Source organism: Pantoea sp. UBA4549 (genome assembly GCF_002387285.1).
In the GTDB taxonomy this organism is placed as follows: domain Bacteria; phylum Pseudomonadota; class Gammaproteobacteria; order Enterobacterales; family Enterobacteriaceae; genus Pantoea; species Pantoea borealis.
The window spans coordinates 1-12,177 of sequence record NZ_DGLH01000006.1; the positions used below are offsets into that span (position 1 = coordinate 1).

General features: G+C 57.4%; 15 protein-coding genes. 11 read left to right on the forward strand and 4 right to left on the reverse strand.

Annotated features, from left to right (window positions below):
* The 5 genes from B3041_RS03290 to B3041_RS03310 form a co-directional block, all read left to right on the forward strand.
* Nucleotides 1–619, forward strand: a 619-nt coding sequence (locus tag B3041_RS03290) for an MFS transporter (RefSeq protein WP_292969313.1), incomplete at its 5' end; no start/stop codon positions are given.
* Nucleotides 620–836: 217 nt separating this feature from the next.
* On the forward strand, nucleotides 837–2,486 hold the full coding sequence (lldP, locus tag B3041_RS03295) for an L-lactate permease (RefSeq protein ID WP_065650004.1): 1,650 nt from the start codon (nucleotides 837–839) through the stop codon (nucleotides 2,484–2,486).
* Nucleotides 2,483–3,247 (forward strand): transcriptional regulator LldR, encoded by a 765-nt coding sequence (lldR, locus tag B3041_RS03300; protein ID WP_223810701.1) that lies wholly within the window; start codon nucleotides 2,483–2,485, stop codon nucleotides 3,245–3,247. The genes lldP and lldR overlap by 4 nt, the downstream gene beginning before the upstream one ends.
* Nucleotides 3,247–4,437, forward strand: a complete 1,191-nt coding sequence (gene lldD, locus B3041_RS03305; protein WP_065650002.1) for an FMN-dependent L-lactate dehydrogenase LldD — start codon at nucleotides 3,247–3,249, stop codon at nucleotides 4,435–4,437. Before lldR ends, lldD begins: the two co-directional genes overlap by 1 nt.
* Before the next feature lie 60 nt (nucleotides 4,438–4,497).
* Nucleotides 4,498–4,926: an OsmC family protein gene (locus tag B3041_RS03310; protein WP_065650001.1), complete on the forward strand. Its 429-nt coding sequence runs from the start codon at nucleotides 4,498–4,500 to the stop codon at nucleotides 4,924–4,926.
* Between the two features lie 64 nt (nucleotides 4,927–4,990).
* On the opposite strand, the gene B3041_RS03315 is transcribed toward B3041_RS03310, so the two are convergent.
* Together B3041_RS03315 and B3041_RS03320 are read right to left on the reverse strand one after the other, a co-directional pair.
* Nucleotides 4,991–5,230 carry a hypothetical protein gene (locus tag B3041_RS03315; protein WP_039382924.1) on the reverse strand — a complete coding sequence of 80 codons (240 nt, stop codon included), beginning with the start codon at nucleotides 5,228–5,230 and terminating at the stop codon, nucleotides 4,991–4,993.
* 111 nt (nucleotides 5,231–5,341) lie between these two features.
* Nucleotides 5,342–5,512: a hypothetical protein gene (locus B3041_RS03320; protein WP_166713742.1), complete on the reverse strand. Its 171-nt coding sequence runs from the start codon at nucleotides 5,510–5,512 to the stop codon at nucleotides 5,342–5,344.
* Between the two features lie 211 nt (nucleotides 5,513–5,723).
* Between B3041_RS03320 and B3041_RS03325 the strand changes: the two genes are divergently transcribed.
* The 5 genes from B3041_RS03325 to B3041_RS03345 all read left to right on the forward strand — a co-directional run bounded on the left by B3041_RS03325 (nucleotide 5,724) and on the right by B3041_RS03345 (nucleotide 9,631).
* A complete protein-coding gene (locus tag B3041_RS03325) occupies nucleotides 5,724–5,906 on the forward strand; it encodes a hypothetical protein (RefSeq protein ID WP_065650502.1) in 183 nt (60 codons plus the stop codon).
* A gap of 245 nt (nucleotides 5,907–6,151) precedes the next feature.
* A complete protein-coding gene (locus B3041_RS03330; RefSeq protein WP_065650000.1) occupies nucleotides 6,152–6,460 on the forward strand; it encodes a PTS sugar transporter subunit IIB in 309 nt (102 codons plus the stop codon).
* An 88-nt stretch (nucleotides 6,461–6,548) separates the two neighbouring features.
* Nucleotides 6,549–7,865 carry a PTS sugar transporter subunit IIC gene (locus B3041_RS03335; protein ID WP_065649999.1) on the forward strand — a complete coding sequence of 439 codons (1,317 nt, stop codon included), beginning with the start codon at nucleotides 6,549–6,551 and terminating at the stop codon, nucleotides 7,863–7,865.
* On the forward strand, nucleotides 7,865–8,182 hold the full coding sequence (locus B3041_RS03340; protein ID WP_065649998.1) for a PTS lactose/cellobiose transporter subunit IIA: 318 nt from the start codon (nucleotides 7,865–7,867) through the stop codon (nucleotides 8,180–8,182). The genes B3041_RS03335 and B3041_RS03340 overlap by 1 nt, the downstream gene beginning before the upstream one ends.
* Nucleotides 8,183–8,191: 9 nt before the next feature.
* Nucleotides 8,192–9,631, forward strand: coding sequence for a glycoside hydrolase family 1 protein (locus B3041_RS03345; RefSeq protein WP_065649997.1), 1,440 nt, complete (start codon nucleotides 8,192–8,194; stop codon nucleotides 9,629–9,631).
* Here B3041_RS03345 and B3041_RS03350 read toward each other — a convergent pair.
* Both B3041_RS03350 and B3041_RS03355 read right to left on the reverse strand, forming a co-directional pair.
* On the reverse strand, nucleotides 9,621–10,652 hold the full coding sequence (locus B3041_RS03350; protein ID WP_065649996.1) for a LacI family DNA-binding transcriptional regulator: 1,032 nt from the start codon (nucleotides 10,650–10,652) through the stop codon (nucleotides 9,621–9,623). The two genes, B3041_RS03345 and B3041_RS03350, sit on opposite strands and share 11 nt — an antisense overlap.
* A gap of 91 nt (nucleotides 10,653–10,743) precedes the next feature.
* Nucleotides 10,744–11,391, reverse strand: coding sequence for a CPBP family intramembrane glutamic endopeptidase (locus B3041_RS03355; protein WP_065649995.1), 648 nt, complete (start codon nucleotides 11,389–11,391; stop codon nucleotides 10,744–10,746).
* Between the two features lie 434 nt (nucleotides 11,392–11,825).
* Between B3041_RS03355 and B3041_RS03360 the strand changes: the two genes are divergently transcribed.
* The gene (locus B3041_RS03360; RefSeq protein WP_292969339.1) at nucleotides 11,826–12,125 is read left to right on the forward strand and encodes an I78 family peptidase inhibitor; all 300 of its coding nucleotides are present in this window, start codon (nucleotides 11,826–11,828) and stop codon (nucleotides 12,123–12,125) included.
* Nucleotides 12,126–12,177 lie beyond the last annotated feature (52 nt).

Here is a 12,177-nt window from a genome sequence, read left to right on the forward strand (position 1 = left end):
GACGGCGGCGCAGCCGGCACCGGCGCTGCCCCCGCTGTGGCGCACGCCGCGCGCCTGGTCGCTGGCGCTGAGCTTTGGACTGGTTAACGGCGGCTACGCCACCTGCGTGGCGTGGCTTCCGGACGCGTACCGGCAGTCCGGCTGGAGTGAGCAGGCGGGCGGTTCACTGCTTGGCGTAATGATTCTGTGTCAGGTTATCGGGGCGCTGCTGATGCCGCTGCTGGCACGCCGTGCTGACCGGCGCCCGCAGCTGATTTTCAGCCTGCTCTGTCAGCTGGCCGGTATGGCAGGCCTGCTGATTGCGCCGCTGTTCGCCCCGTGGTGCTGGGCCGCGGTGGCCGGGTTTGGTCTTGGCGCTGCGTTTCCGCTGGCGATGGTGCTGGCACTCGATCATCTGCCGCACCCGCAGGCGGGCGCACGGCTGGTGGCATTTATGCAGGGGGCCGGTTTTATCATTGCCGGCTGCATGCCGTTTATCGCTGGCCAGCTGCAGGCATTCAGCGGCAGCTTCTCCGGTATCTGGCTGATGCAGGGCGCGATCACGCTGGGCCTGATTGTGCTGAACCTGCGCTTTCATCCACACAGCTATGCGAGGGCATTTACTCACCCGTCGCGCTGATTGGTCCTACCAAAGCCGGTAAAACCTTTTTGTCTGGTCACACTGCTGCAAAATTCTCCCGCAATGCGTTGCTTTCAGTTAACAACGCATTAACTATCTGACGCCATAAGCCCGGTTTTCTGAAAGCGGTCCGACCACTTTCAGCGCGTTACGGGCACTGTTGCACGGTGCATGTTCTGCTGCACCGTGCCGGTCTGACTCCTCCGGAGATAATGGCATGCAGGTATGGCAGCAAAATTATGATCCGCTTAATAATCTGTGGCTTTCCAGCTTAGTCGCAGTGATCCCGATTGTTTTTTTCTTTTTCGCGCTGATTAAACTCAAGCTTAAAGGCTATCAGGCGGGCACGGCTACCGTTGTGCTGGCGCTGCTGGTGGCGCTGCTGCTGTATGGCATGCCAGTGGGGCAGGCGCTGGCATCGGCGGTGTACGGGTTTTTCTATGGTCTGTGGCCGATCGCCTGGATCATCATTGCCGCCGTGTTTGTGTATAAAATCTCAGTTAAAACCGGGCAGTTTGACATTATCCGTGCGTCGATCCTGTCGATCACGCCGGATCAGCGCCTGCAGATGCTGATCGTCGGGTTTGCGTTCGGTGCCTTTCTGGAGGGCGCTGCAGGCTTTGGTGCGCCGGTGGCCATTACCGCTGCGCTGCTGGTCGGGCTGGGCTTTAAACCGCTTTATGCGGCGGGCCTCTGTTTAATTGTCAATACGGCCCCGGTAGCGTTCGGCGCGATGGGTATTCCGATTATTGTGGCCGGGCAGGTCACCGGGCTGGACAGCTTTCAGATTGGCCAGATGGCCGGGCGGCAGCTGCCGTTTCTGACGCTGATTGTGCTGTTCTGGATCATGGCGATTATGGATGGCTGGCGCGGGGTGAAAGAGACCTGGCCGGCGGTGATCGTGGCGGGAGGATCGTTTGCCATTGCCCAGTTCCTGAGTTCCAACTTTCTCGGGCCGGAGCTGCCGGATATTATCTCCTCGCTCGCCTCATTGATCTGTCTGACGCTGTTTTTACGTCGCTGGCAGCCGGTACGCATTTTCCGTTTTGAAGAACGCGATACCGCTGACGCCGCGCCGGACGCGCAGCGCTACACGCTGGCGCAAATTGTGCGCGCATGGATGCCGTTTCTGTTTCTGACGGCAACGGTGACGCTGTGGAGCATCCCCCCGTTCAAGGCGCTGTTCGCCAAAGGCGGCGTGCTCTATGACTGGGTCTTTACCGTGCCGGTACCGCTGCTGCATGAACTGGTGGCGCGGATGCCGCCGGTAGTGAGTCAGGCCACGCCGTACGCTGCACTGTTTAAATTCGATGTGGTTTCCGCCACCGGCACGGCGATTCTGGTTGCGGCGCTGCTGTCGATCCTCTGGCTGCGGATGAAACCGCGCGCGGCGCTGCAGACGTTTGCAGAGACGCTGAAAGAGCTGGCGCTGCCGATCTACTCTATCGGCATGGTGCTGGCGTTTGCCTTTATCTCTAACTACTCCGGGCTTTCCGCCACGCTGGCGCTGGCGCTGGCGCACACCGGGCAGGCGTTTACCTTTTTCTCGCCGTTTCTCGGCTGGCTGGGCGTGTTCCTGACCGGATCGGACACCTCCTCCAACGCGCTGTTTGCTGCGCTGCAGGCCACCACGGCTCAGCAAATCGGCGTGTCCGATATTCTGCTGGTGGCCGCCAATACCACCGGCGGCGTGACCGGCAAGATGATATCGCCGCAGTCGATTGCCATCGCCTGCGCGGCGGTCGGGCTGGTGGGGAAAGAGTCCGATCTGTTCCGCTTCACTGTAAAACACAGCCTGATTTTTACCTGCATGGTCGGGGTGATCACCACGCTGCAGGCCTACGTGCTGACGTGGATGATCCCGTGAGCGCGCCGCTGCGCGAGCGTCTCAGCGCCTGGATCAGCGCGCAGCAGCTAACGCCCGGTATGCGGCTGCCGGGGGAACGCCAGCTGGCGGCGCTGCTGGGCGTCTCGCGCTCTTCCCTGCGCGAGGCGATTCAGCAGCTGATCAACAGCGGCGTCCTGATCAGCAAACGCGGCGGCGGCACCTGGCTGTGCCAGCCGCCGGAGCCCTGGTCAGAACAGCGTATCGTTGAGCCGATGCGTCAGCTGCTGGCGGCCGATCCCGACTACCGCTGGGATATTCTGGAGGCGCGCCACGCCATTGAGGCCAGCACCGCGTGGCACGCCGCGCTGCGCGCAACGGAAGCGGATAAAGAAAAACTGCGCTACGCCTTTGATGCGCTGCTGCGACTGAACGACTGCGGCGATCCCGATCTCGCGGCGCAGGCCGATCTGCGTTTTCATCTCGCCATCGCAGAGGCGTCGCACAACCTGGTCTTACTGCAGACCATGCGCGGCTTTTTCGATTTGCTGCAGTCCTCGGTCCTGCACAGCCGTCAGCGCATGTATACCCAGCCGGTAATATTTAACCGCCTTAATGAGCAGCATCAGGCGATGTTTGATGCGGTGATGGCGGGGGACGCCGCCGCCGCGCGTCAGGCGGCGATGGATCACCTCGGCTTTGTCCATACCACGATGAAAACGCTGCATGAAGATGAAGCGCGGCAGGCGCGCATTACCCGCCTGCCGGGTGAAACGGCAGCGACCCGTAAGGAGAACACCTGATGATTATTTCTGCTGCCAGTGACTATCGCGCCGCAGCGCAACGCATATTGCCCCCGTTCCTGTTTCACTATCTTGACGGCGGTGCCTATGCCGAACATACCCTGCGGCGAAACGTGGCTGATCTCTCTGACGTCGCGCTCCGTCAGCGGGTGCTGAAAAATATGTCTGCGCTGAGCCTGGAAACCCGGTTGTTTAACGAGACGCTGGCGATGCCGGTGGCGCTGGCGCCGGTGGGATTATGCGGAATGTATGCGCGCCGGGGAGAGGTGCAGGCGGCGCGGGCAGCCGCGCAGAAGGGGATCCCCTTTACGCTCTCTACCGTCTCGCTCTGTCCAATTGAAGAGGTGGCACCGGCCATTAACCGGCCGATGTGGTTTCAGCTCTATGTGCTGCGCGATCGCGGATTTATGCGTAACGCGCTGGAGCGCGCCAAAGCCGCCGGCTGTTCAACGCTGGTGTTTACGGTCGATATGCCCACGCCGGGCGCACGCTACCGTGATGCGCACTCCGGCATGAGCGGGCCGCACGCCGCGCTGCGTCGTTACTGGCAGGCGGCAACGCATCCGCAGTGGGCATGGGACGTCGGGCTACACGGAAGGCCTCACGATCTGGGCAATATTTCGGCCTATCTCGGCAAGCCCACCGGGCTGGAGGACTATATTGGCTGGCTGGCAAACAACTTCGATCCCTCGATCTCCTGGCAGGATCTGGAGTGGATCCGCGACTTCTGGGAGGGGCCGATGGTGATTAAAGGGATCCTGGATGCGGAAGATGCGCGCGACGCGGTGCGTTTCGGCGCTGACGGCATCGTGGTCTCTAACCACGGCGGACGGCAGCTGGATGGCGTACTCTCCTCCGCGCGGGCGCTGCCGGCCATCGCCGATGCGGTTAAAGGCGATATCACCATTCTGGCAGACAGCGGCATTCGCAGCGGTCTGGATGTGGTGCGCATGCTGGCGCTGGGTGCCGACAGCGTACTGCTGGGGCGCGCCTTTATCTATGCGCTCGCCACACACGGCCAGCGCGGCGTGGAGAATCTGCTGACGCTGATTGAAAAAGAGATGCGGGTAGCGATGACGCTGACCGGTGCAAAATCGATCGCCGATATTACGCAGGAGTCGCTGGTGCAGGCTAATGCACTGCTGAGCGAGGCGGGTTTACAGCCCGCACGTCCGCGCGCGGTACGCTGAGCCAGGCAAAACAGAGTGGATTGTCTATACTGAGTGCTGTCCACTAACAGGAGGAATGACATGACCATTCACAAGAAAGGATCGGCCCACTGGGAAGGTGATATCAAAGGTAAAGGTACCGTCAGCACAGAGAGTGGCGTACTGAATCAGCAGCCGTATGGTTTTAATACGCGCTTTGAAGGCCAGAAAGGCACGAACCCGGAAGAGCTGATTGGTGCTGCACACGCTGCCTGTTTCTCTATGGCGCTGTCGCTGATGCTGGGCAATGCCGGCCACAAAGCGGAAAGTATCGACACCACCGCTGATGTCTCGCTGGATAAAAAAGGCGAAGGCTTTGCTATTACCAAAGTGGCACTCACCAGCACGATTTCGCTGCCAGGTGTGGATAAAGACGCGTTTGACGAGATTATTCAGAAAGCGAAAGCAGGCTGCCCGGTATCGCAGCTGCTGAATGCGGAAATTACGCTGGATTACACGCTGAATAACTGATTGCGCAACGCGTAACGGTCAATGCTTTAACGATGCGCCTGCGGGCGCATCGTTGTTTCTGCCCTCAGGCATACTCTGCATCATGCAGTGCTTCGCGCACGTTGCGCAGGCTGCTGCGCGCAATACGATACGCCTTGCGCGGATCGCCCGCCACAAACTCAAACGTGGGTGAATAGTAGAAGGGTAGCCAGCCATCAAAGCCATTTTCCCACTCCCAGCGTACCGGGCAGGGCCAGAGGATACCGTCATACAAAATGTAATAAACCCAGCGTCCGGCAGGACGGCGGGGGCGCGATTTCTTCATGGGATTCACAACGATGATAGTGTAAAACAGCTTATATTTTGAACCTTATTGCCAGTGCTTGCAATGGCAGCTGGCTAAAATGTGCGCAATGCAGCAAATCCTGGTCTCAATTCAGCGATGTACTTCGCCACACAGTAAGACCACATTAGGGCGCACTTTATAGATACGATTGGCCATGGTTTCACAGGCCGTTTTCGTCGGATAAATACGCTCTGACACCGGTAACGCGTCACAGGCATCATGCCCGCAGGCACTCACTAATAAAACAAAACCAATCAGCATAACCGGCTCCTTTAACACCTTCGCGCTGGTACGGAATGTGTGGCTGTGTGTTCCCTTTTTTGATCCAGTATAGACAATTGCCTCACAGGTCAATGAACACCCTGAGCGGCTTTTTTATCCGAACGGTCTGATAGCAGCGCGCTGCGCATCCAAACCCGGCATAATCCAGGCTAAACTGTGCAGCTGACCCCTTTAAATGAGTGAGAAAAGCATGTCTGATATTGCCCATCCTGCCAGCAGTCCAAAACAGGCTGCCCTGCAGCTGGTTATTGAGCTGGTCCGTGCCGGAAAACTGAGCCCCCTGCATGGCGATGCGTCAAATATGATTTCCATTTACGAGCAGTTCAAGAGTCACTTCGAAGCAGATAAACACAAAGAGTCTGCTATCTCCTGATAGCGTCAGCCGTCCGGTAAGCGCCGCAGCCGTTAACTGAACTGCGGCGTCTGCCAGACGGCTTTCTCATGCGATTACGCACCTGCCATTATATAATCACCATCCTGCATTATTTCTTTGCCACTTAATTTATCCGGATTGAGTTTTGATATTTCTCACACTTTCTGTATCCAGATCTGAAACCGGTTGCAGAAAATCTGCTGGCTGTGTATTCGTTAATTAAACGCCATTCAGAGGAAACGATCATGCCAAAAATTTTACTGTGCTGTGCCGCCGGAATGTCCACCAGCATGGTGGTGCAGAAAATGGAAAAAGCGGCAAAAGAGCAGGGTGTTGATGTCGAGATAAAAGCGGTGGGAATAGAAGAGTTTAACGATGAAATTCAGGATGTTGATTGCTGTCTGCTTGGGCCGCAAATCAAATATAAACTGGCTGATTTTGCTCCGATAGCTCAGCAGCTTAATAAGCCTATTGCCGTGATAAATAGCATGGATTACGGCATGATGAATGGCGAGAAAATATTAGCGGATTCCTTAAAGCTGATTCACGCCTGAAAATAACGCCTGCACTCAAATAATTCTTCCGCCTGCACAGCCGCTGTGCAGGTTAATTCTCTTGTTGCCTGTTGCAAGGAGCTTGCCCATGAGCAGCATCAGCGAATCTTTATTTGGCGTCATTGAAAACCGGATCAGTCCATTTGCCGGACGCCTCTCCAGCCAGCGTCACGTGATCGCAATTCGCGATGGTTTCATCGCCTCTATGCCGTTTCTGATTGTCGGCTCCTTTATGCTGTTGTTTGCCCATCCGCCGTTTTCTGCCGACAGTTCATGGGCCTTCGCACAGTGGTGGCTGGGTATGGTGCGGGCGCACGAAGCGCAGATCATGATGCCCTACAACATGACAATGGGCATTATGGCGCTCTATATCGCCAGTGCTATCGCCTATAACCTTGCCAGCAGCTACAAAATGAATGGTTTTATGGCGGCCAGCCTGTCGCTGATGGCTTTCCTGGTGGTGGCCGCTCCCCAGAGCGATAAGACGCTGCCGGTGGGCTCGCTGGGTGGTGAAGGGATCTTCACGGCGATTCTGGTCGCGCTGTTCGCCACGGAAATGATGCATTTCCTGCAGAAACACCATATCGGCTTTAAGCTGCCCGAGCAGGTTCCGCCGAAAATTCGTCAGTCGTTTGATCTGCTGATCCCGATTGTCGCCATTTTCCTGACGCTGTTTCCGCTCAGCCTGTGGGTGCAGGCGCAGTTTGGCATGCTGCTGCCTCAGGCGATTATGGCCATCTTCGCGCCGGTCATCTCCGCGTCGGACTCACTGCCTGCGGTACTGATTGCAGTGCTTTTGTGCCATATGCTGTGGTTTGCCGGCATTCATGGTGCGGTGATCGTAGGAGGGATCCTGCAGGCGTTCTGGCTGACCAATCTCGGGCTGAATCAGCAGGCGCTGAACGCCGGAGAGCCGGTCATGCACGTGTTTATTGAACCCTTCTGGCAGTTTTTTATCGTGATAGGCGGCTCCGGTTCCACCATGGGACTGGTGCTGCTTTATCTGCGCAGCCGGTCAGCGCATCTGCGTTCAATTGGCAAGCTGAGTATTGTGCCCAGCATGTTTAACATCAACGAGCCGGTAATTTTTGGCTCACCGGTGGTGATGAACCCCATTCTGTTTATTCCGTTTCTGCTTGCGCCGCTGGTTAACGCCGTGATCGCCTGGACCGCCACCAAAACTAACCTGATCAATCACGTGGTGTCGCTGGCGCCGTGGACCACGCCCGCCCCGATTGGCGCAGCCTGGTCAACCGGCTGGGACTGGCGCGTGATTGTGCTGATCGCCGTGCTGGTGGCGATTGCCACGCTTATCTACTACCCGTTTTTCAAAATGTATGAGCGACAGCTGCTGCAACAGGAGCAGGAGCAGGCCGCAGCTGCACAACTGGCTAAGGAGTCATGATGGAAATTGATGAAAGCACGGTAATGGAACTGATTATTCAGGCGGGCGAGGCGCGCTCCTGCGCCATGCAGGCGCTGCGCGCGGCGCGTAATCAGGCGTGGAGTGACGCAGACGCACAGCTCACGGCCGCCACGCAGGCAGCGAAAGCGGCGCATCGTATCCAGACGGAACTGATTGGGGCTGATGAAGGCTGCGGGAAAATTCCGGTTAACCTGATTATGGTGCATGCCCAGGATCACCTGATGAACGCCATGCTCTGCCGCGAACTGGCAGAAGAGATCATTCAGCTACGTCGTGAACTGGCGGCACAACAGTAAGGAGCAGCTATGCAGCATCACAATCCCGGTGCGTTTCCGGAGGGGTTTCTCTGGGGCGCATCAACCTCAGCGTATCAGGTTGAGGGCGCATGGAATGCGGATGGCAAAGGACCGTCAGTCATTGACCATGCGCGTTTCAGTGATAACGTCACTGACTTTACCGTTTGCAGCGATCACTATCACCGCTTTAAAGAGGATATTGCGCTGCTGGCCGAAATGGGGCTGAAAACCTACCGGTTCTCCATCGCATGGAGCCGCCTCTACCCCGACGGCGACGGCGAGCTGAATCCGGCGGGCGTGGCGTTTTATCAGCAGCTGATTGATGAAATCTGCCGGCACGGCATTGAACCGCTGGTCACGCTCTATCATTTTGACCTGCCGTGGGCGCTGCAGCAGACAGGCGGCTGGTCCAACCGGCGCACCGTAGCGGCCTTCGAGCGCTTTGCCGTGACCTGCTTTGAACACTATGGCAAACAGGTAAAATACTGGCTGACCATCAATGAACAGAACATGATGATCCTCAAGGGGGAGGTCATCGGCACGCTGGCAGAAGGCACAGAAGATGTGCAGCGCAGCCTTTATCAGCAGAATCACCATATGATGCTGGCACAGGCGCGGGCGATGATCGCCTGCCATCAGCGTTTGCCGGACGCAAAAATTGGTCCGGCGCCCAATATCTCCTGCGTCTACGCCGCCAGCTCACGGCCGGAAGATGTGCTGGCCGCCGACAACTTTTCAGCGATCCGCAACTGGCTCTATCTCGATCTGGCGGTACACGGACGCTACAACGCGGTGGTCTGGGCGTTCTTGCAGCAGCGTGGCTGGCTGCCGGAGATTGAAGCGGGCGATATGGAGACCATCGCAGCGGGCAAACCTGATTTTATCGCCTTCAACTATTATGCCTCCGCTACCGTCAGCGCTGACCTGCCGGATGCCGCCCGTGGTGAACTGAACAGTAAGCAAAAAGCGGATCAGCAGATGGCGGGGATCGACAGCACGGTGTATGTCGGCTGCAATAATCCGCATCTGCCGCAGAATCAGTTTGGCTGGTATATCGATCCGGTCGGCTTTCGCATTACCGCCCGTGAGATCTACGCGCGCTATGCGCTGCCGCTGATTGTAACGGAGAATGGTCTGGGTGCCTTTGATACGCTGGAGGCGGGCAACAAAGTACACGATGATTACCGTATCGCCTACCTGCGCGATCATCTGCGGCAGCTGCGGCTGGCAATTGCGGACGGCGTGGCGCTGTTTGGCTACTGTCCGTGGTCAGCGATCGATCTGGTCAGTACGCATCAGGGGATCAGTAAACGCTACGGGTTTATCTATGTGAACCGCGATGAGCATGACCTGAAAGATCTGGCGCGCTATCGTAAAAAGAGCTTTTTCTGGTATCAGCAGCTGATTGCCAGCAACGGCGCCACGCTCGACGACGCGGTCAGCTACTGATCGCGTTACGCCGCGCCGGTCCGTCAGCGACCGACGCGCGTTCAATCAGCCGCCCGCTAAAGGGCGGCAACACCGTCACAGGCTTCCCCTCCAGCATTGCGACCAGCTGCGCCAGCGTGTGCTGGATCATTTCGGCGACCGGGACATGTACCGTGGTCAGCGGCGGCAGAAAAAAAGCGGCCATATTAATGTCATCAAAACCCATCAGTGAGACATCCTGCGGCAGTCGCCTCCCGGCCGCATGCAGCGCCAGCGCCGCGCCCATTACCATATCGTCATTGCTCGCCATCAGTGCGCTGAACGTGACCTTTGATGCCAGCAGCTGCTGCGTGGCCAGCTGGCCGCTGAGCGAGGTCCAGGCGCCCTGGACGACCCGGGCAGGCTCAAAGGGCAGCTGATGAGCAGCCAGCGCCTGCTGATAACCAGCCAGCCGCGCGGCAGCGGTGGGCGAGCCCGGCAGGCCAGTAATGAACGCGATATCCTGATGTCCGCGCTGGATCAGATAACACACGGCATCAAAGGTGTTTTGCTGATGGGTCGCCCAGACGCAGTGTTCTGCATGCTGCGTCAGCTGCCGGTTGACCACCATAATCGGAATGGCGTGCTGCTCAATCAGCGCTTCCAGCGCGGCCGTATCCAGAAAGCGCGGATAGATAATGATGGCGTCACAGCGCAGATCGAGCAGAAATTCAATCGCCGCCCGTTCATCGTCGGCACTGGTTTTGCCGTCAGCCAGGATCAGCTGGCGCCCGTAGTTATTGGTCAGGGTGGCAGTCTGATAAAGCAGTTCGCTGAAATAGGGGCCGTTGAACAGGGAGTGGGTGACAATCAGACCAATATTCTGTGACTTTTGGGTTGCCAGACTGCGTGCCAGCAGGTTAGGACGATAACCGGTCTCTTCAATCGCCTGAAACACTTTCTGCTGCGTCGCTTTACTGACGTAGCGCGTACCCGCCAGCACGCGCGATACGGTGGCTTTGGAGACGCCAGCCTTCCGGGCCACATCCAGCATTGTAATCATTTTTCCGTCCCGTCATCCCTTCATGTGTAAGCGTGATAGTAACTGAAAATGCGCGGCGACAGAGGAGAGCACAGGTAAACAGTGAAGCCGATCAGGCAAAGAACCAGGCGGGCAGTATTGCAATCAGATTATTCAGCGTATGCAGAAAGATAGGCAGGGCCAGGTTATTACTGCGCAGGCGCGCATAGCAGAGCAGCAGTGAAAAGAGCGTCAGCGCCACCAGCGTTTCCCAGTGCACATATTGCGTGTGCAGCGCCGCAAACAGCAGGGAAGTCAGCAGCATGCAGGCGAAGCGGCTGCGGGGTGCCCAGAGCAGAAACGCCTGCAGCAGAAAACCGCGAAACAGCACTTCCTCAAATACCGGCGCCAGCAGTACCGCCGTCAGCAGCAGGATCAGCATCGAGTTGCGCCCCTGCTGGCTCTGCTCAATCAGCCAGCCTTCCGGCTGCAAAAACCGGGTCTGAGCCATCATCAGCAGAAACAGCGCACCGATAAACAGCAGCGTCTGCAGAGGACGCAGTGCACCCAGCGGGATATCGCTGCGACGCTGACAATAAAAGCGGTAAAGCGGATAGATCACGGCGAACTCAAACAGGCAGAGAACCGGTACCAGCAACCCATCATTACGTAACGCGCTGTAGTTAGGAAAGAGCGTAATCAGCATCGTTATGAGGTAATAGACAACAAAGCAGCCCGCGTAAAACAGGGTTAAGGTAACTTTGTCGGATTGAGTATCCATAGGCGACTCAGCGGGCAGGGGGAAGGGCATAGTAGCAATGGCGCAGAGTGCTGTCGAGGTGCGCGATCTCAGATTTCAGTACCACTTCAGCGTTACAGTAAAAAACCAGGCACGGCGGGCAGGTGCCCGGCAGATGTGCCTGGCAGTCACCGGCCGGCGCGTTAGCGAACGCGTACGGCCACGAACGTCATCAGTATGACGCAGCCGATAAAAATCATGAGTTCCATAGTAAGCCTCCTCAGATGATTCTTAGAAAGAATAGTTTTTTTCTGGCGAGTCAGTGAGTCACTTAGTGCGATTAATCTTAAATTTTCCGCGTAACCGCGCAGTTTCCGGAGCGGAAACCGGCATTTTTCGGCCAGCGAAGTTCGTTTACGCGCCGGGCTTTGCTACTCTCAGAGGCTACGTAGTTATCTGTTCAGAAGGAGAGAGTTGTGACGCATTGTGGAAAAGTCCTGTTGCTAACCGCTGCCATGGCCTTAAGCGCCTGTCAGTCTGCCGGCAAAACCAGTACCCAGGCTGCGGCCAGCGTGGATCCGGAAACCGACCAGTGTCGCGCATCGCAGTATCAGAACTTTATTGGCCAGCCACTGACAGCGATCGGCAGTCAGAAATTTGCCGGTCCGGTACGCGCGATCCCCTGGAACGGTGCCGTCACCATGGACTTTAATCTGCACCGGCTGAATTTCATGGGCGATAAAGAGGGCAACATCACCCGCGTCTACTGCGGCTGACACCAGACGGACACACGACTGTCATCGGGTTGTCATGCCCGGCGGCGAGGAT